Source organism: Pseudomonas sp. NPDC096925 (assembly GCF_044762545.1).
Taxonomy (GTDB): domain Bacteria; phylum Pseudomonadota; class Gammaproteobacteria; order Pseudomonadales; family Pseudomonadaceae; genus Aquipseudomonas.
The window spans coordinates 598,968-616,882 of sequence record NZ_JBIWEM010000001.1 but is presented as its reverse complement, the minus strand read 5'-3'; the positions used below and the strand labels follow the sequence as shown (position 1 = coordinate 616,882).

Sequence of the window (17,915 nt, the reverse complement as noted above, 5' to 3'; positions counted from 1 at the left end):
TCACCTCTTGACGACTGTGAGGGGCGGCTTGCTCTGGGAGTACTTGCCCTTGCCGGCCTCTTTCGCGGCCTCAGCCTTCTGCTCTTTCTTGCCTGCCTCTGCCTTCTTCCCGTGGATATACGGAACGGCCGTCTGCGCGGCGTTCCGCCGGTCGAAGACCTTGGCCCGTGGCTCGTTCATCAAGGCGAGCAGCCACACCAGTGGATCGTCAGTAGATGGCAAGCAACTCAGGAACTCGCCGTCGGCCTCGTTGATCTCGACCTGGTCTTCACTGGCTTCATCAGCCTTCGGTTTGGCTCTGCGCTTTTTCGGCTCAGGGTTAACACTCAGCTCGGCTCGACGAGCGAGAATTGCCGATGCGATCTTCGGATCATTGGCCCAGCGCGAGCCTGCTGCGGATGCTGTCGAGGCCTTACAGCCTGCGGCCTCCGCTGCTTCTTTGTTTGACGCACCTCGGGCCTTAGCGTCAACAAACTGTCGCTGTTTGTCTGTTAACACCATTAACAAAAACCTTGAGGGGGGAGAAAAATGTCTACGTGGGGTCGGTGGCGGTCTAGCTACGGCGGAATCCCAATATTTTGGGTACCCCCCCCTGCCCATGACCCGATTTTTCGATCTAGAGCCTTCGCCGTGCTTTTTTCTTAGAAAAATAAGATTTTTATGGCGCTATAAGATCCCAGCAGCCTCTTCAGCCTGCTTGACCGAGTCGTGGCAGGGCTTGCACAGCGACTGCCAGTTCGCCTGGTCCCAGAAGAGATCCTGATCACCGCGATGCGCAACGATGTGGTCGACCACGCTTGCCGCAGTGGTCCTGCCGATCTTGGCGCAGTACACGCACAGTGGGTTGTCGCGCAGGTACTGCTCTCGGGCCTTCTGCCACTTGTAGCCGTAGCCACGCTGGGTGCTGGTCATACCGCTCCGCCAGCTGCCCGGTGTTACCACCTTGACTCGTGCACCCGCGCTCTCCTTGATGCGGGAGCCGAGAGTCTTGAGCCTGGCCATCAGCCTTCCACCTTCTTGCTCATGAACCGGTCGGAGTAGTCGCGAAGCTTCTCCACGCCCATGAAGCCAACCAGGCAACCAGCGAAGACGGACAGGTTGGGTGGCAGCGCGAAGTACTCCAGCACCGGCAGCAAGCTGATGGCGATCAATCCGCAGATCGTGCCCTCAAGGAATATCTTGCGCCCGCGACCACCACCATAGATGACGCGGCACATAGCCACCGCAGCGGCCATTCCACCGGTGTACAGCTGAGGCTGGTGAGCCAGTACCCAGGCGAGCACAGCGGCCCATAGGCCAGGATCCTTCTCGGGCATGTTCGGCATCTCGGTTCCTCCCTGTTAGGGAGCGAAATAGGTTCGGCCCCAACAGCACTCCCAGCTCGGGGCGATGGGCGTGGTGGAGCCGAAAACGAAAAAGCCCCGGCGAATGCCGAGGCTCTAAGGAGGCTGCTGGTGATGGCGAGTTTGCTCTCGCGCACCTACCGCAAAGTAACACGAAAGATACGGGTGAGGACCGGGGCTGTCAAGCAGCTTCACGACGAATATCAATCGCGCCGTCGATCCAGGCCACACCGGCCTTCCACAGCTGCCGGGTCTTCTCCTCACCAAAGCCAAGCTTCTTGCCAACATCCCTGAGCGAGGTGTCGCGAGAGGTGTAGTACTTGATGATGACCTGGCCGCACTCGGGGTAACGCTTACTGAGCCGACCTACCAGCCGGTCAATGAACAAGGCATCGTCATCCGTGATCATTGGATCGAGGATAGTGTTCTCCCGCGATGCGCAGCACGAAACGCCGGAGCCCAGCACAACCCAGCGGCCCCAGTGCTCCAGCAGGTATTCAGCCGACTTCTCTACGTTGCTCATGTCCTTCCCCCTAATCCCCGGTGTAGTTGGTGCCGCCAGCGCCGCGCCGGTTGCTTCCCTGATATGTAGCCTCAGGCCCGGATGCCTGAGGGTTCTTCAACTGCTCGATCTGCCGTGTCGCGGCCTGCAGCTTTAGGCTGAGCTGGGTCACCAGTTCATCCAGGGCCAGGGCCTCGCCAGTTGCAGCCGCTACCCAGCCCGAGGCGTTGCAGTGGTCGCATGGCAGTTCGTGAAACAGGCCCTGAGTAACCGCTCTCCCACGGCACAAAGGGCACTTGTCCAGCTCGATCACGGCCTTCTTGAAGGATGGGCCGTGGTTCTTCTTCATGCCTTCGAATCCTCGACCTTCTCGCAGCGGAACGTCTTGCTTCCCACATAGAAACCACCCAGGCGCTCGCACTCGGTAGCGACCGTGTAGTGAGCCCGAACCCAGCCGATGTAGTAGGCCACCAGCAGGCCCACGGCCTGGTATGCGAACTCAGCAATGGTCATTTCGAATCCTCGCTAATTACAAATGCGGTAAGGTCGTTCGGTGCCAAGGCTGCTGTGGCCTCGGGCGAATTCTGCGAAATTTCAAATAAGGCCTTGGTAAGGCCGTGGATGGCTGCGAAGCCGATACGATCAAGCCAGGCGTGCCACTTCTCCAGCGCGGCGCGGCGCTGCTGCATGGCCTGGGTGTGGATGTAGGTACTGGCGATCTTGCCCAGCTTGTGGTTCAGCAGCATCTCGCCGATGTGGCCGTCGATGCCGAGGTCGGTCCAGGTGCTGCGGGATACCTTGCGCAGGTCGTGACTGGTCCACTCACCCTGCCCCAGGCGCTTGAACACGTTGCTGGCTTGCGTCTCGCTCAGGTACAGAGCACGACGATTCGGGAACAGGTAGACGCCCTCATAGCCCTCGGCCTGCTGGATGGCCCGGTACCGCGTCAGCAGCGCCCGCGCCTGGGCGGTCAGCGGCAGGCGGTGTTCGGTGCGGGTCTTCGCGTTGGCGGCGGGGATGAACCACTCTGCCGCAGCCAAGGAGATCTCGTTCCAGCGCGCCATTCGGGTTTCGCCGATCCGGGTGCCGTGGGCCAGCATCATCAAGGCCAGCATGGCGTCGCCCGGCTGTTGTTGGAATGCCTGGGCCAGCTGCTGCATCAGCTCCGGCAGCTGCACGTCACGCAGGCGCGCCGCCTTGGGCAGGATCTTGGCCTTGGTGAAGTCATTGAAGCGCATCCCCGTCATCGGGTTGCGGTCGATCAGGCCCAGCTGCAGAGCCTGGCGGAAGGCGGTCAGCAGCAGCGCGAACATCTGCCGCAGGTAGGACAGCGACACCTCGGCCTGGCACGGCCACATCAGGTGCTTGTCCAACGAATCGGCAGTTACATCAGCCAGGGCCATTTCATCCAGCCGCGGCTTGAGGTGCTGGGCGATGGCGGACCGGGCGCCGGCCTTGCGCTTCGCTGACAGCGAGCGGTCGCGCGCCATACGGTCGCCGTACCAGTCGAGCAGCTGGCCCACGGTAGCCATACCGGAAACCACCGGCGCCGTGGCGGGGTCTCGCATCAGGCGCTGACGCAACGCGGGCAACTCGGCAATGACCGCCGCTACGCTCAGCTCGGGCCAGCGGGCGACTGGCACCCACTTCTTGCCGCGCACCAGGTGCCAGGTGCCGCGCTCGCGGTTGCTCCAGAAACGCAGGTAGAGGCCCGGGTGACGCGGGTCGCGCAGGTCACGCACCGACTTATCTGCGGCCTGCCGGCGCACTTCGGCCTCGCTCAGTTTCACTTCCCGGGTCGCGCTCATGCAGCCACCGTGGCGGGCTGCAGCAGGTAGGCGCGGATGGCCTCGACCGCGTCAATATTGCCCCGGCACACAATGGCCAGGTAGTTCTCGTTCGTCAGCAGCTGCAGGAAGGCATCCTGGCTGGCCGACACCGGCGCATCGAACGGAGGCTTAGCCTTGAACTCGATGTACAAGCCGAAGTAGCCGCCGCGCGCCATCGGCAGCACTAGGTCGGGAACACCGGCCTTAACGCCCTGCCCCTTCAGCTTGGCAGCCACGGCCTTGATCCGATGCCCGCCGTTTGGGACGTGGTAAATCAGCTTGTAGGCCTGCGGGTAGCGCAGCTGCAGTTCTTTCATCAGCGCGGCCTGCTCCTGCCCTTCCCTGTCGACGGGCTTGGCGCGAGCCGCTTTGGCCTTGAACGGGCGAAGGGCGGGGGCTGTCATGCAACATCCTTGCGTGTGTAGCGGGCCGACAAGGGCCGCTCAGGTTGGCTTGGGGCCTTGGCCGGCGGCTGCCAGCTGGCCGAAAGGGTTTCGAAACGGTTGTATTGGCCAAGGAAGGCAGCCCGGACGGTGCCGGTCTCGATGTCGCGGCCCTTGCCGACAATGATCTCGGCAACGCCCTTGAACTCGCTGTTTTCGTGGTAGATCTCGTCCCGGTACACGAAGAGGATCACGTCGGCGTCTTGCTCGATGGCCCCCGACTCACGAAGATCCGAATTTATCGGGCGCTTGTTGGGACGCTCCTCACACTTGCGGGAGAGCTGGCTCAGCAGCACGACTGGGATACCCAGTTCGCGGGCGAGCAGCTTGCAGCCGCGACTGATGCTGCTGACCGCTTCAGTGCGGTTGCCGCCCTCGCCGTCCATCAGCTGCAGGTAGTCGATCATCAGGATGTCCAGGCCGTATCGCATCTTGTGCCGGCGAGCCAGCGAACGGATGCGGCCGACCGTGGCGGCGGCGCGGTCGGCGATGAACAGGTTGGAGTGCTTTAGCTTGGCCGCTGCTGCGCACAACTCGGCGCCATGCGACTCACAGGCTGAGCCGTTCTTGATCAGATTGAGCGGGATCCGGCCTTCGGCGGCAACGGCGCGGTCAATCAGCTGGCCTTTGCTCATCTCCAGACTGATGACCAGGCCGGACTTCTTCTGGCGCACAACGGCATCCAGCACGAAGCCCATGGCCAAGGTGGTTTTGCCCATAGCCGGGCGACCCGCCACGATGATCAGTTGCTCAGGCTGCAGGCCGCCCAGCTTCTCGTCCAGGTCAGACAATCCGGTCGATAGGCCGATCAGTGTCTCGCCGCGTGACAGCCGGTCGTGACGCTCCTGCCACACCTCCAGCTGGTCAGCCATCAGGTCTGCGGCCTTCACGACCTCATCCCCGTCACCGCCAGCGTCGATGCCCATGGCCGCCGCCTGCACGGCCGCGATCTTGTCCTGAATGTCGCCGCTGCCCTGCACGATCTCCAGGGTGCGGTCGCTCAGTTCGTACAAGGCGCGCTCAATGGCCCGTTCCCGAACGATGCCGGCGTAGGTGCCAGCGCTGGCCACGCTCGGGGTATTGGCCACCAGTGACGCGCAGTGGCCGAGGGCCCGATCGCCGTTCTCCAGCACGCCAATTTGGTCGGCGACGGTCAGCAGGTCGACGGATTTGCCGGCAGCGCGCAAAGCCAGGATGCCGCGAAACACCTCTGCGTTCTCGGCGAAGTAGAACGATTCTGGCGAGAGGTCATCGGCCAGGGTGTCGATCAGCTCAGGGCGCTGCAGCATCGCACCCAGAAGACCGTGCTCGGCCTCAGCGTTGTAGGGCTCATGCATGGTAGTTGCCCTCCACCACCTTGACGAAGTTGGATGGAGCGATCAGCCAGTCGAAGGTGGCGCGGAATGGCTTCGAGCCGTTTCGGCCGTCGACTTTACCCATCAGGAACTGCGAGCTGCTCACCTGGGCGAAGTAATCAGCCCAGAAGCTCAAGTCGCGATGGACATCGCTTTCGCGCCACCGGGCCTGCAGGGCGCGCTTGCGGCCGTCGTTCAGGATTGCCACTGCCGGCAGCTCGGGCAGAGCCAGGTGGTACAGGTCGACAATCGCCTGATACGGGCATGCCTCCATCGCTGGCTTCTGCCGAGCGGGTTTACTCTTCGCTGATTGACCCTGGGCGTCACCGACTACTCCGTCAGGAGTAGTATTTGTATTTCTGTCTTTATTGTGTGGTAGAAACGCCACATTGGACGTGTCGGAAACGCCACACTGTGGCGCTTCTTTTGGCTTGCTCGGGTGAGGGTTTTTCTTGTCGATCTTCCACTCGGCGACAGGGGCAAAACCAATCGGACTGCGGCTGCCGCCTTCGCGGTAAATCACGCCCTGACGGAGCAGCTCGCTGATGGCTCGGGACACGTCTTCACGACGGATACCTGACATCTGGGCGATGTACGACGCCGCGATGGTCGCGCTCTCCAGGTTGTATCCGGCGGTTTGGCGATGGATTGCCAGGGCGACACGAAGCTCGCGGCCTGACAGCTCAGCCCCGATCAGGGCCTCGTACAGGTCGTTGTCCATTCGGGTGAACCCGCTTTTTGGTTGGATTGTGGTGACGGTGGTCACAGGCCACCTCCGCACAACGATGCCCGCAGATGCTCGACACACTCACGGCGGAGTGCGGACTTCGAGGCGGCTGCGTACTGGAGGCGAATCATTCGCGCGGCATGGAGTGCGGCGGATTGGTGGAATGCTTTCTGGTGATTCGGAGGATTTTCGGCGGTATTGCTAGCATCCATTGCTGAGTGCATAATCAACCTCGTTTCTGTTGTAGAGAAAGCCGCCCTGCCAGGCGGTTTTTTTTCGTCTACTGTTCGGGCACTGGATGTCTGAACAGCTGGACGGCCGCACTACTGGCGCAAGGCCAGATCACGCATACTTCATCTCGCTAGGTCACTCAGCGGCTTGCTCACTCCCCGGTACGTCCTTGCGCTTAGCGATCAGCGATCCGCCAGACTCCTTTTCGAGGACGCATTGCATGGGGTATGAAAATCCGCCAGAGGACCTACATTGAGAAACCCGGCTCCCGCTGACACCCAGCGCGTCGCCGATGGCCTTCCCTGACCCGAAAAATTTCAGGGCCTCGTCAAATGTCATGGCTGTGCTCCTCCTGTTTGCGGCCAGTTTAGAAAGATTAACAACCTATGGCAAGTTATCTAAACATCGAAATGTTTAGAATCCTAAACATGGAATTCAAAGACAGAATGAAGTCGCGGATGGAGGCCCTGGGCCTGCGCGCGACAGACATAAGCGAGCGCCTTAAGGTCTCTCGTGCCACGGTTACGTTCTGGTTGAACGGGACAAACGGCGCGAAGGGGAAAAACCTGCTGTCTCTTGCAGAGCTGCTGGGATGTTCAGCAACGTGGCTGGAGACAGGGAAAGGCCAAGAACCTGGGCCCGGCTCAAACGTTGAGCCAGCGTTTCGCCCATTCAAGAAAGCGATCAGCTATCCAGTAATCAGCTGGGTTGCCGCCGGCCAAAGGGCTGAGTCACCTGATCAATATGTTGGTGGTGCTGGATTGTATTTCGAGTCTGACCAGAGCGCGGGCGAGCACGGATATTGGCTCGAAGTAAAGGGCAATTCGATGGTGTCGAACTCGAGCCCAAGCTTCCTTCCAGGAACATACGTACTTGTTCAGCCTGAAGGGTTCGACCTGGTAAGCGGTAAGTACTACATCGCCAGGCACCGTGACGGCGAAACCACGTTCAAGCAGTACGTCTACGACGCAGGCAAAGAATACCTAGCGCCTCTAAATCCGGCCTTCGAGACCGTCCAGGTTAAAGACGATTGGGAATTTATCGGCCGCGTGATAGACGTAAAAGTCACCGGGCTCTGACCAATTCTGCTCGTATCAAGCCCGCCTTCGTGCGGGCTTTTTTGTGCTCCGGCAGAGAACGTGTGCGAAAAGTTTACACATTTGATAGGTCCTTTCGCCTTGCCGGCTCGGAACGCATTCGAACCCCAGTGAATACAACAGCTTGCAAAAAATCATCTGCTTGATTTTTTGACAGGTGACTTTTTGCGCCCCACTGTTACTGTATGGACATACAGCTATTGCAAGGAGGTAACAGATGGCCAGAGCGAAAACCGCGACACTACCAGCCCCGACGACTTATGACCTCATAGGTATCAGGCTGCAGAAGATCATCAACTCGCCTAAAGCGCAGAGAGAGAAAGTCGTCGTTCTCTCTAAGCTTCCAGGGGAATCGGATACTGACTGGGATCAGATGGTCAGCGACATTTCAGAAGTCGACAACGTCACGGTCGGACAGCTGGTCGATGGCAGTATCAAGGTTCAGTGGGTAGTCCCATTCGAGGGCTGACCTAGCCCATCCCTCCCTCCCCAAAAGCCTGCGCAATCGCGGGCTTTCCTGCCTCATACCCATCACCTCAAAAAACACCTGTTAAGTTTTCTTAAAAAACTTCTTGACCAATTTTGTTAAGTTTTCTAAATTTCGCTTAACGACGAGCAGGAAGTGGCTCGCCGGACCGCAAGGTTACCGCTCTTTAAAAACCAGCAGATGAGCCACCAGGCGCCGAGTTAAGCCGGCCATTGAGTTCTGGTGGACGTTACGCCTCACAGCAGGCTACCTGGCCCGACACGTCGGCTCGCCGGTCTGTTGAGTAAAAAACCACAAGATTCACTGATGCCGCTTCGATGAGGCGGCATTGGGAATCACCTGGAGGAGCATGAGATGAACCAACCTGCAACAGAGCCCGTGGAATGCGCCCTATGCCGTCAACCGGTTGATAAGCCTATCTACGTCACCATCCACTTCATTGGCTTCGATAGCCGGGACGGCAAGCGGGAGGCCATGAGCGAAACCCTTCCTTTCTGCAGCGAAGAGCACGCCAGCCAAGAGCAAATGAGGCGTGAGAGCTGAGATTTCACTGGCTGGCCTTGGCAACAGGGCCAGACGGGAAATCAGAGCTGAGCGGCTCGGACAACCTCCGCAATTAAGGGGTAGGCCTTGAGGCCCCCGAGCAGAGATACAAGCGCCGAGAGAACGAAAAAGGCGATGCCAGACTTGGTAACTCGACGAGGCCTGCCACTAATTATCACTGACCCAAGCTGATAAGGGTGAGGCGCGATCCCCGAAACAAACGGCCGGCTGGCCATCTCACCAATGCCCCAAAGCAGGCCGGCCAGGGAGAAGAGCCCAACTACACCGTTGTCGACCTTCAAATCCACCGTCATCGAAAGGACGAGTGCCACAAAAGAAAGAACCGCCATGATTTTGAACCATTCATCCGCGATGAATTTTGCAACCACAGAAACTGCCAAGGTTGCGCCCTCCTTTGCTGGCTGTGTTGTGTGAGAGCGCTCAGCCTAGCGCAAAGCCCGTCACCTGGGCAGTGGTGAGCTGGCCGCAGGCCATCAAACAACCAGCAACGCGTCAGCCTGACGAAAACTGCCCGGTCCACCTGGTTCCCCATCACCAGGCTGCATCGGTCGTGACGTTCGCCCTCCCCTGGTCCGGGAGGTCTACGGCAGCGAGCGTCACGACCAATGCAGCCAACCCCCGAGATCAATCATGGACACGATCACTATCGGCGCATGGATAGGCCACCTTGGCCGAGGCCTGGCGCCTCGCGAATTGCAGTGCATCCTCGATGTCGCCCAGGGCTTCACCACCAAGGAAATCGCCAAGCACTTCGGCATCAGCGAAAGCGGTGTCGAAAAGCGTATCGGCGACGCCATGCTGAAACTGGGCGTGGCCCGTCGCGCCGCAGCCGTGGCCGAAGCCATGCGCCGCCAGATCATCAGCCCCCTCTGCATCTTGCTGGTTGGCCTCATGGCCATGCACGCAGCCCTAAACGACGGAGACCCGATGCGCCGCGCGCCGGAACGCCGCACCGCCCAAGTTCGAATCGTTCGCCGGGCCGAGACCCTGGAACTTCACGCCTGACCCACCCGAGGATCAACCATGCAGACAGCAATGCACCCTGCTTTCGAGCAGAAGCTTGCCGTGCTCGCGGCCCTGCTCGAGCGCAGTAAGTCACTGAGGGCCGAGGCTCACGCCAAGGTCGGCCAGCAAGCACCGCGCTACCAGGCATCCGGCAACGGCACGACGTGGGATGTGGTTGAAATCGCCACCGGCGCAAAGCAGGGCTTCGCCTACAGCTATAGGACTGCGATGCGGTTTGTGGATGCGATGGAGGCAGGCGCGGCGAGCAAGCAAGGCGGCCTGCAATGATCGGCGGACCCGTCCAAGACCAGCGCGCCGCCATCGTGGCTCAACTCAATGCGAGCATCGACAGCTTCTTCCGTCATGGAGGCAGCGCTCAAAGCCTGGAAGGTTTCAAGCCTCGACCGCGCCCGCCCCACCATGGGCCCGGATCATCCACGATCGATCCAGACGCCAGCGCTGATATCCAGGCGAAGCGCGATCAGCTGCAGCGAGTGAAAGCAGCGGCCAAGACCATGACCCTCGCCGAAGCAGTTCGCAGCCTGGGCATGGGTCGCACAGAGCTGCATCGCATGTCGAAAGAACACGGCTTCCTGTTCCGCAGCGATAACAAAGAGCTGATACAGCGTGAAATTGCCCGTCAGGCCAAGGCCGAGGAAGTCGCCAAGCTGGTCGAGCTTATACGCGCGAACTGCGGCAAGGGCCTTAGCCGAAACTTCGTCGCCAAGCGCCTCGGCATCAGTAACTGCTACTTGAAACGGCTAGTCGAGGAAAACGGAATCGACTTCCCGCGCTACGGGGAAAGACCTTGAAACGCATCACCGCGCGCGCCCGTCACGGTCGGCGCCAGCAGCACATCAATCTGCCGCCCAGCGGCATACCTCCCGAGGGAACGAAGAAATGCCCAAGCCAACCGACACCAACGAATTTCTCAACGAGCTCAACGGCGGCGCCTTCGCAAGCCAGATCGGTCACGCACTTTCGGAAGTAGCCGCAGGCGTTGTCGACCATGGCAAGGCCGGCAAGATCACCATCACCTTGGACTTCAGCCAGATCGGCGATTCGCACCAGGTGAAGATCAAGCACAAGCTCGACTACAAGGTGCCCACCAAGCGCGGCGCCCGAAGCGAAAACACCAGCCTCGATACCCCGATGTACGTCGGCACCGGCGGCAACATCTCCCTCTTCCCCGAAAAGCATGACCAGCTCTTCACCCGCGACGAAGCACCGGTACACCCACGCTCCTAACTCACAGCACCTACAAGGAATAGCGCATGTCCCTCAGCAAAGAAGCTCTCGAACTGATCCAAGCAAACGCCGTCACTGCAGCTGGCATCGAACTGCCGGCCCTCGGCAAGGTTGCCGTCCTCCCGCAGAACTTCAATGTGGTTGATCTGGAGCGCTTCCAGGCCGGTCGCAACCGCTTCCGTGGCACGTTCGTCACTCACTCGCTTGCCGACTACAGCGCATATGTCGTCGAGCGCGCCGCATCAGCAGCACGCGGCTTCATCGACCAGGACAGCATGAGCTGCATCGTACTGTTCAACATCGGTACCGCCGAAGAACCAGGCCATGCCGATGACCGCGCCGTACTGCGCCTCAAGGCCTCCGCTGCGTTCGCTGCGGTTCAGGCGGTTTGCGGTCAGAGCCTGGTCCAAAAGGCGATGAGCGACTGGATCGAAGACTGGAACCAGCATCTGTCGGCCACCGATGAGAATGGCCAGACCATGACTATCGCGAAAGCGATCGCTGCGGTTCGCACCATCACGGTGAAGGCATCCTCCGAGAGCGACCACGCAGTGGGTGAAACCCGCGCCAGCCGCAGTACCATGGACCAGATCGAGGCCAGCAGCAAAGAAACCCTGCCGGCATGGCTGGACTTCAAGGTAATCCCGTTTGAAGGGTTGGCTGAGCAAGTGATCCGCCTGCGCGTGTCGGTCATCACCGGCGGTTCGCAACCGGTTCTGAAACTGCGCTGGATCGGTGAAGAAGCCCAGCGCGAGGCAATCGCCCAGGAATTCAAGGCTGTTCTTGACGATAAGGTCGGTACCGCTGCGAAGCTATCCTTGGGAACCTTCGACCCCAAATGATTAGTCTGTGGCCCCACCTGGGGCCACTGTTGGATTAATTATTGCGGTATCTTCTTAGACCTGCAGTAACGGATTAAACCTACATCGTTAATCACCACTGGCGAAATATTCCCAGCCAAAACAGGTATCCAGATCGCTCGAACTTCCACTTGTGGCGAAAAAACTGGTTCTTTGATCAAGGCTGGATGCACCCCCCACGTTTTCCCATCCCACCGCTCTTCACGCTCCATGTAGAAAACCTTTTGCACAGTGTGGAGCCGCACAGGCTGGACTGTTCCAAGAGTTTCTGTGAGTCGATTATAGAATCCCAAGACGTCAAAAATCTCGACGCACGAATCAGAGCCTTCAAACTGGGCCATGGTCTCGCTGGAGTAAAGCTGTGAAGCACAATGGATATAGCAATCTGGAAAGCTGAAATCCCTGGAAAGATGAACGTTCTCCAGTAGGATACTGGAATCCTTGTTTCGGCCAATTGCACCAAACTTCTCAATGGCATCAAAGTGAATGCTTGGACCGTCGTCGCTGTTCGCGTACTTAATTATGTGACTTACAGTTTTTTTCCCTTCGTTGACATCTGCTATACCTTTTTTATGCTCTTCATTTCTAAAGTCGTGAAGAGTGCCAATTCTTACATTCCCTAAAGCCAACAAAGCGTCGTTGTATTTTTTTGCTGAATAACGATAAAAGCTGGTCATATCCATAAACCTCCTGTCCTAGCATCAATATGCCATCAAGGAATTAAAATGCCTACAGCAATCGACCTGTTCGCCGGCCTCGGCGGATGGAGCACCGGCGCGCGCGCAGCGGGTGTCCAGGTTCTCTGGGCGGCGAACCACTGGCCGGTGGCCGTTGAATGGCATAGCGCCAACCATCCCGAAACGCAGCACGTCTGCCAAGACTTACACCAGGCACGCTGGGAACAGGTGCCTGCACATGACATCCTGCTTGCATCGCCCTGCTGCCAGGGCCACGCCAAGGCCCGCGGCAAGAAGTCTGGCAATCCTGAGCACGACGCTTCGCGTTCCACTGCCTGGGCGCCAGTGTCGGCCCTTGAGTTCCACCGGCCACAGGCGGCAGTGATCGAGAACGTGCCTGAGTTCACCGACTGGGTGCTTTATCCGGCTTGGCTGCAGGCCGTGCAGGCGCTTGGGTATCAGGCCGCGCCACACATCGTGGACTGTGCCGACCTGGGCGTGCCGCAGCACCGGGTGCGCCTGTTCATGGTCCTGACCCGCAGCAAGGCCCCGCTGATGCTGCAGCTGCCGCTGGAACGGCACGTACCCGCCGCCAGCTTCCTCGACTTCGAGGCCGGACGGTGGTCGCAGATCGAGAAACCAGGCCGGGCCCAGGCCACGCTTGACCGTGTGCGCAATGGGCGTCAGCGCTTCGGAGATCGCTTCATCATGCCCTACTACGGCAAAGGTTCCGGCACCACCGGCCGCGACATCAACCGACCGATCGGCACCATCACGACCCTGGACCGCTGGGCACTGGTCGACGGCGACCGCATGCGGATGCTCAGCGCAAGCGAGGCCATGGCCGCGATGTCGTTCCCCGCTGACACCCTGCGCCCGGACAACCATCGGCTGACCATGCACATGGCCGGTAATGCGGTGCCTCCGTTGGCCGGACAGCGCGTGATTGAGGCTCTTCTACAGGCGGCTTGAACACATCGCGCAGCGCGAGAAACAAGTCAATGGCCAGGACCGCAACCGAAAGAATCTCCTTCACAAAACCTATAACAGTAGTCAGGTCTTCCATCTCTAACCGCTCCTCTACAGCCCAGAGAAACCATTTCTCTGGTTATAAAGGCCCAATTAGGATGGAGCACATTTGTACTCATCAGCTGTAACCCCTCTCCCCTCTATTTGCCGCGATATGGCGGCCAAGGACGAAGTCATTCCCACAAAAAAGCAACCGGCCTGGCCGGACCACTTCCGCTATATCGATTCCATCGGACCCGAAGGAGTCACGATCGTGTGCCGGCGCTACGTGGTGATCCGCGAAAGCGAGCATTGCTACTGGCTTGTACCCGAAGGCAGCGAGGGCTATGCCATGGCCCGCCAGGAAGCCACCGGGAAGGTCTGGGGCAACGCCAAACGCGTATCGAAAGACTCCTGGCGCCGGTTCGCCTACCCCGACAAAGAGGAAGCGTTGCGCAGCTACAAGGCCCGAAAACGCCACCAGCTAAGCCATGCCGAGCTGGCTCTGGAGCGCGCAAAGGCCGCCCTGGCAGATACCAAGGATCTGGAGGCGATCAACGACGAGCACCTCTGTGCCGGCGGTGATTACATCAAAGAGCTCAACTGGGTGGACTGCTGATGACCCGCCTCGCCCTCTGCCTCCTGCTGCTGGCCACCGGCGCCAGCGCAGATCCTTTGCCGTATGGGGTTCGCGTCTTCCATGACGATGAGCATGGCGCCACCTGCTGGATCTATCAGGCCGGAAGTGGTGCAGGCATCAGCTGCATCCCCGACAGCCAGCTGCAGGCCGGAAACGAGCGCCAGCTCTCCCCGCACGAAACACAACCCGAACCTACACCCGCACTGGCGCCTGGGCGCTGGATTGATGAGAGGTATCAGCTGTGACCAAAGCCACGGATTACGGGAAAGACCTATGGATGTTGCTCTCGCCTACATTTGATGAAGCCACGAGGCTCGACGGCTTTAGCGGCTTCCGCGAGAAAGGCCAGGCGTATACAGGGTTCATCGCTGCAGCTGCCGGGACAATGTGCAGGGATGTTGGCACTGATGCTGCGCGGGCAGTGCTTGAGGCAGTTATTCAGGGGCTGCCTGAGGTCGAGCGCAACAGTTTGAGGGTCGTGAAGCCATGACCGACCTGATCGAAGTGAGGGTATCCAACCTGATCGGCGCGCCGCTGGACTGGGCTGTGGCCATGGCCGAGGGCTTCGGCACAGACCCGGAGTGCAGGACTACGATCTGGCGTTCCCGGACCGACCCCACCAGCGTCAGCATCCGTGGTGTGGCCGAAGGCTTCGGCTATCGCCCTTCCAGCAACTGGGAGCACGGCGGGCCGCTGCTCGAAAAGCACCAGGCAGGGTTGAGCCATGACCGGTATTTGTCAGGCGGGCCGTGTGGCTGGAGCGCAGGCCCACTCAACTCGACCTGGCTTTCAGGCCCAACTCCCCTTATCGCCTTCTGCCGAGCGCTGGCCCATGCGAAGTTCGGGCAGACCGTCAAAGTGCCGCGGGAGCTGATGCCATGACCGAACAAAGCACCAAAGAATTCTACTCTGTCGATCAAGCCTCTCAGCATGCTGCTGAATGGTGCAAGCACAATCCCGCATGGCGCAGGATCTGTGATATCCCAGATATCTCCGTGTTCAAAAAAACCTACGATGAGATCCCAAAGCGCGAGCGCGCCTACTGGGAAAAGAACGGCGGCGAAGAATGCTGGCGTGAATTCGGCGTCGGAGGAACCAAGGTACCTACCGGATTCATCTCTGGAAAGGGCGAGTTCTTCGACCACATCCTGAAAGTGCCACTCCATCACAACATGATGATGGTGTACCGCGTCGGCAAGAGGTGGAAGCCATGATCGCCCTCGCCTACATGGACTACCTGGTCTGGCAGGCGCCACGGTGAACAACCACCAGTATCAGCCATTTTCGGCCCGAGGATTTGGCCGCTGGCTCACCTGCAGCATCTGCGGGACATCCAAGCACAGCGGCTACTACTGGCTCGGCGGCTACAAGAGCAAGATCGAGCCGCCCTGCATCGCCTGGAAGATGGACGCCGAGTGGAGAGCCCAGGCCATCCCCGCGCCTATCACCGAATCCTAATCCCCCAACAACGCAAGCCCGCCGACATGCGCGGGAGAGGATCTCCTATGCCCGATATGACCGTGAAGTGCTCCCGGTGCCGCAATCAGCACAAGGAAAGCGAGCGCGTCCTCGCGCCCTGCAAGTGGCTGAAAGGAGCCAGCACGATGGTGTGCCCGCGCTGTCGCTGCACCAGCTACTACCGCGTCGAGCCGGCGCCAGCCGCCTGACCACCAACCTGCCGCCAACGGCGGCGTGGAGAAAACCATGTTCATGACACCGGATGAGGTAGCCGACATGACTGGCTATCTCCGGCCCAAAGACCAGGTCCGCTGGCTGCAGGCCGAAAAGTTTGGATATTTGATTGGCGCCGACGGCAAGCCGAAGGTGCTGAGGCAAGTAGTGCTCGCCCGCCTGGGCGGGCATGCCGAGAAGAAAGGACCGGAGCTCCGGTTTTGATAGAAGGGACGACCGATGAGGCCGCGAAAGAAGGACAGGCACCTGCCGCCGTGCATGTACATCAAGCACGGGGCCTACTACCTGGTGAAGAAGGGGAAGTGGGAGCGCCTTGATAGCGATTATCAGGGGGCCCTGCTGGCCTACGCAAAGATCATGGGCGGCAAGGGCAAGGGCGGAATGCCCAAGCTGATCGACGACGCCTTGGATGCCATGCGCGGGCGCCTGGCAGTAAACACTGTGAAGCAGTACGAAGCAGCCTCCGCAAAGCTGAAGCATCACCTGGCAGAGTTTGAACCCCGCCAGGTGCTGCCACGGCACGTTGCGGCGCTGAAACTGCACATGTCCGACACGCCCAATATGGCCAACCGGGTGATCTCGTTCCTCCGGATGGTGTTCGCTTATGCGCTGGAGCAGCAGATCGTCGACTCGAACCCCTGCACCGGGATCAAGCGGCATACCGAGAAGAAACGGGATCGCTACATCACCGACGATGAGTTTGCAGCGATCTGCGACGCGGCGTCTCCGTACATCCGTTCGATTCTCGAAATGTGCTACCTGACAGGGCAGCGCATTGGCGACGTGCTGGCCATCAAGCTCTCGGACATCAGCGACAAAGGCATTGCCTTCGACCAGCAGAAGACCGGCGCCAAGCTCATTGTGGGCATGACACCGGACCTTGAGCAACTGATCGCCAGGGCCAAGGCCCTGCCCCGGAAGGTGCGCGGGCTGACGCTGTTTTGCACCCGTGGCGGCGGCAAGCCGGTTTCATACGAGACGGTGAAGGATGCTTTTAGGAAGGCGTGCGATAAGGCCGGGATTTCTGGTGCAACCATCCATGATCTCAGGGCAAAATCGCTAACAGATACCGACAAACAAGGAAATGATGCTCAAAAGCTCGGTGGTCACACCGATGCGAAGATGACCAGGCGGTATCTTCGCATGAGGGAGATACCTGTTGCGCAGCCACCAGAACTCAAGCGGGCATATTCCGATAAAGTTCCAATACAGAGCGAATAAATGATACGCCTGCACGGGTCAAGTTCCCGTCTTTGAGAAGTCCGACCTTTGAAAAATGAGTAATGATATTTTCCGGCACGCCCCCATCCTCAACCAAACGTTTGAATCTCAAAGTAATCATACCTGGAGAGGAAATTGTGCGCTTTGGAAAGCTAGAAAGAACGCTTTCATACAACCACTTCAACCCATCGTCTGTAAACCCATATTTCTCGAATTCTTTCGGCGCTTCCTGGGACTGGAAATATGCAAGTTGAGACTTAGAGTTCTCTAGCTCAGATGAAAGGGCATCTAGCTGGGCCTGAAGCGCGGCCTTCTCTTGACCGTCAAGCTGGGCTCTGCGCATCAGGTCGTCTAAGATATTATCACGCTTGGCTTCTTGCTCTTCAATTTCAGCTTGCTTCGCAGCTTCCTGCTCTCGAATGAAGGAAGGGTCGTAAGGAATTCTATCCATCTTTTCATTGAGGCCAGCCTGCTTTTCGTTTAAATGAGCAAGTTGCTGACCGAAGCCAGCCTCTATCCTTCCCAGGATTTCAGAGACCTCTTTAGTGAAATGATAGGTGTTATTATAAAAGCTCCTCGCAGACTCATCTGCCTTAAAGTAAAAAGCAGCTGAAAGCGCAACAGCCGAAATTGCAAGAATCAGGCTTAGGAGATCTGTAAAATTAAATCCGCTCAAGTCAATAGTTGTTGTAGCAAAAGCCAGCCGCACAGCAACCACAATGAAAAGCAGGCCGATACTTGCATCCCTCAAATTTTTCAATGTCCAAAAGGTGCCGGCAGGGGCCTTTGGTTTTTCGCCTTCTGAAGGGTCGATCATGAAACAGTCCTTGTGGCTGGTCACATAGCAGCTATCAGCGCGAGCTTACCAGAGCATCTCATGCCTTAGGTATCCCTTAGGCCTACCGAGATGCCTCGTGCCAGGATGACTGAAAGCCTGTAGTATTAGACGTTTCGCATTTGTCTAATAGACGCATTGCTTCAAGGCC

Annotated in this window: 30 protein-coding genes; 17 read left to right on the top strand and 13 right to left on the bottom strand. The window is 59.0% G+C overall.

Going from position 1 to position 17,915, the window contains the following annotated elements:
- From ACIQYU_RS03010 to ACIQYU_RS02965, 10 genes are all read right to left on the bottom strand, one after another.
- A complete protein-coding gene (locus tag ACIQYU_RS03010) occupies nt 1-501 on the bottom strand; it encodes a terminase small subunit (protein ID WP_402798205.1) in 501 nt (166 codons plus the stop codon).
- A gap of 165 nt (nt 502-666) precedes the next feature.
- Complete coding sequence (locus tag ACIQYU_RS03005; RefSeq protein ID WP_402798203.1) at nt 667-1,002, bottom strand: HNH endonuclease; 336 nt, start codon at nt 1,000-1,002, stop codon at nt 667-669.
- Entirely contained in the window at nt 1,002-1,325 is a 324-nt protein-coding gene (locus tag ACIQYU_RS03000) for a phage holin, lambda family (protein ID WP_402798202.1), read from the bottom strand. Before ACIQYU_RS03000 ends, ACIQYU_RS03005 begins: the two co-directional genes overlap by 1 nt.
- 199 nt (nt 1,326-1,524) lie before the next feature.
- Nucleotides 1,525-1,866, bottom strand: coding sequence for an antiterminator Q family protein (locus tag ACIQYU_RS02995; RefSeq protein WP_010952642.1), 342 nt, complete (start codon nt 1,864-1,866; stop codon nt 1,525-1,527).
- A 10-nt stretch (nt 1,867-1,876) separates the two neighbouring features.
- Nucleotides 1,877-2,194: a hypothetical protein gene (locus ACIQYU_RS02990; protein ID WP_402798199.1), complete on the bottom strand. Its 318-nt coding sequence runs from the start codon at nt 2,192-2,194 to the stop codon at nt 1,877-1,879.
- Nucleotides 2,191-2,358: a hypothetical protein gene (locus ACIQYU_RS02985; protein WP_402798197.1), complete on the bottom strand. Its 168-nt coding sequence runs from the start codon at nt 2,356-2,358 to the stop codon at nt 2,191-2,193. Before ACIQYU_RS02985 ends, ACIQYU_RS02990 begins: the two co-directional genes overlap by 4 nt.
- Nucleotides 2,355-3,653 (bottom strand): tyrosine-type recombinase/integrase, encoded by a 1,299-nt coding sequence (locus ACIQYU_RS02980; RefSeq protein WP_402798196.1) that lies wholly within the window; start codon nt 3,651-3,653, stop codon nt 2,355-2,357. The genes ACIQYU_RS02985 and ACIQYU_RS02980 overlap by 4 nt, the downstream gene beginning before the upstream one ends.
- Nucleotides 3,650-4,078: a VRR-NUC domain-containing protein gene (locus ACIQYU_RS02975; RefSeq protein ID WP_121757711.1), complete on the bottom strand. Its 429-nt coding sequence runs from the start codon at nt 4,076-4,078 to the stop codon at nt 3,650-3,652. Before ACIQYU_RS02975 ends, ACIQYU_RS02980 begins: the two co-directional genes overlap by 4 nt.
- The gene (gene dnaB / locus ACIQYU_RS02970; RefSeq protein ID WP_402798194.1) at nt 4,075-5,454 is read right to left on the bottom strand and encodes a replicative DNA helicase; all 1,380 of its coding nucleotides are present in this window, start codon (nt 5,452-5,454) and stop codon (nt 4,075-4,077) included. Before dnaB ends, ACIQYU_RS02975 begins: the two co-directional genes overlap by 4 nt.
- The gene (locus tag ACIQYU_RS02965; RefSeq protein ID WP_402798193.1) at nt 5,447-6,238 is read right to left on the bottom strand and encodes a replication protein; all 792 of its coding nucleotides are present in this window, start codon (nt 6,236-6,238) and stop codon (nt 5,447-5,449) included. The genes dnaB and ACIQYU_RS02965 overlap by 8 nt, the downstream gene beginning before the upstream one ends.
- Before the next feature lie 578 nt (nt 6,239-6,816).
- On the opposite strand from ACIQYU_RS02965, the gene ACIQYU_RS02960 reads away from it, so the two are divergent.
- The 3 genes from ACIQYU_RS02960 to ACIQYU_RS02950 all read left to right on the top strand — a co-directional run bounded on the left by ACIQYU_RS02960 (nt 6,817) and on the right by ACIQYU_RS02950 (nt 8,557).
- On the top strand, nt 6,817-7,509 hold the full coding sequence (locus ACIQYU_RS02960; RefSeq protein WP_402798192.1) for a LexA family protein: 693 nt from the start codon (nt 6,817-6,819) through the stop codon (nt 7,507-7,509).
- 235 nt (nt 7,510-7,744) lie between these two features.
- Nucleotides 7,745-7,996, top strand: a complete 252-nt coding sequence (locus tag ACIQYU_RS02955) for a DUF1654 domain-containing protein (RefSeq protein WP_402798190.1) — start codon at nt 7,745-7,747, stop codon at nt 7,994-7,996.
- A 372-nt stretch (nt 7,997-8,368) separates the two neighbouring features.
- Nucleotides 8,369-8,557 carry a hypothetical protein gene (locus tag ACIQYU_RS02950; RefSeq protein WP_402798188.1) on the top strand — a complete coding sequence of 63 codons (189 nt, stop codon included), beginning with the start codon at nt 8,369-8,371 and terminating at the stop codon, nt 8,555-8,557.
- Nucleotides 8,558-8,598: 41 nt separating this feature from the next.
- Here the strand turns inward: ACIQYU_RS02950 and ACIQYU_RS02945 are convergent, their stop codons facing one another.
- Complete coding sequence (locus tag ACIQYU_RS02945) at nt 8,599-8,958, bottom strand: hypothetical protein (protein ID WP_402798187.1); 360 nt, start codon at nt 8,956-8,958, stop codon at nt 8,599-8,601.
- Between the two features lie 250 nt (nt 8,959-9,208).
- On the opposite strand from ACIQYU_RS02945, the gene ACIQYU_RS02940 reads away from it, so the two are divergent.
- The 5 genes from ACIQYU_RS02940 to ACIQYU_RS02920 all read left to right on the top strand — a co-directional run bounded on the left by ACIQYU_RS02940 (nt 9,209) and on the right by ACIQYU_RS02920 (nt 11,673).
- Nucleotides 9,209-9,583 (top strand): LuxR C-terminal-related transcriptional regulator, encoded by a 375-nt coding sequence (locus tag ACIQYU_RS02940; RefSeq protein ID WP_402798185.1) that lies wholly within the window; start codon nt 9,209-9,211, stop codon nt 9,581-9,583.
- A gap of 18 nt (nt 9,584-9,601) precedes the next feature.
- Nucleotides 9,602-9,871 carry a hypothetical protein gene (locus ACIQYU_RS02935; RefSeq protein ID WP_402798184.1) on the top strand — a complete coding sequence of 90 codons (270 nt, stop codon included), beginning with the start codon at nt 9,602-9,604 and terminating at the stop codon, nt 9,869-9,871.
- Nucleotides 9,868-10,395 (top strand): hypothetical protein, encoded by a 528-nt coding sequence (locus ACIQYU_RS02930; RefSeq protein ID WP_402798182.1) that lies wholly within the window; start codon nt 9,868-9,870, stop codon nt 10,393-10,395. Before ACIQYU_RS02935 ends, ACIQYU_RS02930 begins: the two co-directional genes overlap by 4 nt.
- Before the next feature lie 88 nt (nt 10,396-10,483).
- Entirely contained in the window at nt 10,484-10,831 is a 348-nt protein-coding gene (locus ACIQYU_RS02925; RefSeq protein ID WP_402798180.1) for a hypothetical protein, read from the top strand.
- A gap of 26 nt (nt 10,832-10,857) precedes the next feature.
- The gene (locus tag ACIQYU_RS02920; protein WP_402798178.1) at nt 10,858-11,673 is read left to right on the top strand and encodes a DUF2303 family protein; all 816 of its coding nucleotides are present in this window, start codon (nt 10,858-10,860) and stop codon (nt 11,671-11,673) included.
- A 38-nt stretch (nt 11,674-11,711) separates the two neighbouring features.
- Here ACIQYU_RS02920 and ACIQYU_RS02915 read toward each other — a convergent pair whose 3' ends face one another.
- Nucleotides 11,712-12,374 carry a hypothetical protein gene (locus ACIQYU_RS02915; protein ID WP_402798177.1) on the bottom strand — a complete coding sequence of 221 codons (663 nt, stop codon included), beginning with the start codon at nt 12,372-12,374 and terminating at the stop codon, nt 11,712-11,714.
- 42 nt (nt 12,375-12,416) lie between these two features.
- Here ACIQYU_RS02915 and ACIQYU_RS02910 point away from each other — a divergent pair, with 42 nt between their 5' ends.
- From ACIQYU_RS02910 to ACIQYU_RS02870, 9 genes are all read left to right on the top strand, one after another.
- Entirely contained in the window at nt 12,417-13,340 is a 924-nt protein-coding gene (locus ACIQYU_RS02910; protein WP_402798176.1) for a DNA cytosine methyltransferase, read from the top strand.
- 211 nt (nt 13,341-13,551) lie between these two features.
- Entirely contained in the window at nt 13,552-13,995 is a 444-nt protein-coding gene (locus ACIQYU_RS02905) for a hypothetical protein (RefSeq protein WP_402798174.1), read from the top strand.
- Nucleotides 13,995-14,261 carry a hypothetical protein gene (locus ACIQYU_RS02900; protein WP_402798173.1) on the top strand — a complete coding sequence of 89 codons (267 nt, stop codon included), beginning with the start codon at nt 13,995-13,997 and terminating at the stop codon, nt 14,259-14,261. Before ACIQYU_RS02905 ends, ACIQYU_RS02900 begins: the two co-directional genes overlap by 1 nt.
- Nucleotides 14,258-14,506 (top strand): hypothetical protein, encoded by a 249-nt coding sequence (locus ACIQYU_RS02895; RefSeq protein WP_402798171.1) that lies wholly within the window; start codon nt 14,258-14,260, stop codon nt 14,504-14,506. The genes ACIQYU_RS02900 and ACIQYU_RS02895 overlap by 4 nt, the downstream gene beginning before the upstream one ends.
- Nucleotides 14,503-14,898, top strand: a complete 396-nt coding sequence (locus ACIQYU_RS02890; RefSeq protein ID WP_402798169.1) for a phage protein NinX family protein — start codon at nt 14,503-14,505, stop codon at nt 14,896-14,898. The genes ACIQYU_RS02895 and ACIQYU_RS02890 overlap by 4 nt, the downstream gene beginning before the upstream one ends.
- Nucleotides 14,895-15,230, top strand: coding sequence for a hypothetical protein (locus ACIQYU_RS02885; RefSeq protein ID WP_402798167.1), 336 nt, complete (start codon nt 14,895-14,897; stop codon nt 15,228-15,230). Before ACIQYU_RS02890 ends, ACIQYU_RS02885 begins: the two co-directional genes overlap by 4 nt.
- 43 nt (nt 15,231-15,273) lie before the next feature.
- Nucleotides 15,274-15,474, top strand: a complete 201-nt coding sequence (locus ACIQYU_RS02880; RefSeq protein ID WP_402798166.1) for a hypothetical protein — start codon at nt 15,274-15,276, stop codon at nt 15,472-15,474.
- Nucleotides 15,475-15,720: 246 nt separating this feature from the next.
- Entirely contained in the window at nt 15,721-15,912 is a 192-nt protein-coding gene (locus tag ACIQYU_RS02875) for a DUF4224 domain-containing protein (RefSeq protein WP_023047610.1), read from the top strand.
- Between the two features lie 15 nt (nt 15,913-15,927).
- On the top strand, nt 15,928-16,929 hold the full coding sequence (locus tag ACIQYU_RS02870) for a tyrosine-type recombinase/integrase (protein WP_402798165.1): 1,002 nt from the start codon (nt 15,928-15,930) through the stop codon (nt 16,927-16,929).
- Here ACIQYU_RS02870 and ACIQYU_RS02865 read toward each other — a convergent pair.
- Entirely contained in the window at nt 16,886-17,746 is an 861-nt protein-coding gene (locus ACIQYU_RS02865; RefSeq protein ID WP_402798164.1) for a hypothetical protein, read from the bottom strand. The two genes, ACIQYU_RS02870 and ACIQYU_RS02865, sit on opposite strands and share 44 nt — an antisense overlap.
- Between the last annotated feature and the right edge of the window lie 169 nt (nt 17,747-17,915).

Bases quoted from the DNA above. Each gene is read 5' to 3' on its own strand.
- ACIQYU_RS02885 (WP_402798167.1), top strand. From the start codon at position 14,895: ATGACCGAACAAAGCACCAAAGAATTCTACTCTGTCGATCAAGCCTCT.
- ACIQYU_RS02960 (WP_402798192.1), top strand. From the start codon at position 6,817: ATGGCAAGTTATCTAAACATCGAAATGTTTAGAATCCTAAACATGGAA.
- ACIQYU_RS02935 (WP_402798184.1), top strand. From the start codon at position 9,602: ATGCAGACAGCAATGCACCCTGCTTTCGAGCAGAAGCTTGCCGTGCTC.
- ACIQYU_RS02985 (WP_402798197.1), bottom strand. From the start codon at position 2,358: ATGACCATTGCTGAGTTCGCATACCAGGCCGTGGGCCTGCTGGTGGCC.
- ACIQYU_RS02865 (WP_402798164.1), bottom strand. From the start codon at position 17,746: ATGATCGACCCTTCAGAAGGCGAAAAACCAAAGGCCCCTGCCGGCACC.
- ACIQYU_RS02930 (WP_402798182.1), top strand. From the start codon at position 9,868: ATGATCGGCGGACCCGTCCAAGACCAGCGCGCCGCCATCGTGGCTCAA.
- ACIQYU_RS02975 (WP_121757711.1), bottom strand. From the start codon at position 4,078: ATGACAGCCCCCGCCCTTCGCCCGTTCAAGGCCAAAGCGGCTCGCGCC.
- dnaB (WP_402798194.1), bottom strand. From the start codon at position 5,454: ATGCATGAGCCCTACAACGCTGAGGCCGAGCACGGTCTTCTGGGTGCG.
- ACIQYU_RS02980 (WP_402798196.1), bottom strand. From the start codon at position 3,653: ATGAGCGCGACCCGGGAAGTGAAACTGAGCGAGGCCGAAGTGCGCCGG.
- ACIQYU_RS02990 (WP_402798199.1), bottom strand. From the start codon at position 2,194: ATGAAGAAGAACCACGGCCCATCCTTCAAGAAGGCCGTGATCGAGCTG.
- ACIQYU_RS02905 (WP_402798174.1), top strand. From the start codon at position 13,552: ATGGCGGCCAAGGACGAAGTCATTCCCACAAAAAAGCAACCGGCCTGG.
- ACIQYU_RS02940 (WP_402798185.1), top strand. From the start codon at position 9,209: ATGGACACGATCACTATCGGCGCATGGATAGGCCACCTTGGCCGAGGC.
- ACIQYU_RS03005 (WP_402798203.1), bottom strand. From the start codon at position 1,002: ATGGCCAGGCTCAAGACTCTCGGCTCCCGCATCAAGGAGAGCGCGGGT.
- ACIQYU_RS03010 (WP_402798205.1), bottom strand. From the start codon at position 501: ATGGTGTTAACAGACAAACAGCGACAGTTTGTTGACGCTAAGGCCCGA.
- ACIQYU_RS02890 (WP_402798169.1), top strand. From the start codon at position 14,503: ATGACCGACCTGATCGAAGTGAGGGTATCCAACCTGATCGGCGCGCCG.
- ACIQYU_RS02950 (WP_402798188.1), top strand. From the start codon at position 8,369: ATGAACCAACCTGCAACAGAGCCCGTGGAATGCGCCCTATGCCGTCAA.
- ACIQYU_RS02875 (WP_023047610.1), top strand. From the start codon at position 15,721: ATGTTCATGACACCGGATGAGGTAGCCGACATGACTGGCTATCTCCGG.
- ACIQYU_RS02915 (WP_402798177.1), bottom strand. From the start codon at position 12,374: ATGGATATGACCAGCTTTTATCGTTATTCAGCAAAAAAATACAACGAC.
- ACIQYU_RS02900 (WP_402798173.1), top strand. From the start codon at position 13,995: ATGACCCGCCTCGCCCTCTGCCTCCTGCTGCTGGCCACCGGCGCCAGC.
- ACIQYU_RS02910 (WP_402798176.1), top strand. From the start codon at position 12,417: ATGCCTACAGCAATCGACCTGTTCGCCGGCCTCGGCGGATGGAGCACC.
- ACIQYU_RS02925 (WP_402798180.1), top strand. From the start codon at position 10,484: ATGCCCAAGCCAACCGACACCAACGAATTTCTCAACGAGCTCAACGGC.
- ACIQYU_RS02920 (WP_402798178.1), top strand. From the start codon at position 10,858: ATGTCCCTCAGCAAAGAAGCTCTCGAACTGATCCAAGCAAACGCCGTC.
- ACIQYU_RS03000 (WP_402798202.1), bottom strand. From the start codon at position 1,325: ATGCCGAACATGCCCGAGAAGGATCCTGGCCTATGGGCCGCTGTGCTC.
- ACIQYU_RS02995 (WP_010952642.1), bottom strand. From the start codon at position 1,866: ATGAGCAACGTAGAGAAGTCGGCTGAATACCTGCTGGAGCACTGGGGC.
- ACIQYU_RS02870 (WP_402798165.1), top strand. From the start codon at position 15,928: ATGAGGCCGCGAAAGAAGGACAGGCACCTGCCGCCGTGCATGTACATC.
- ACIQYU_RS02955 (WP_402798190.1), top strand. From the start codon at position 7,745: ATGGCCAGAGCGAAAACCGCGACACTACCAGCCCCGACGACTTATGAC.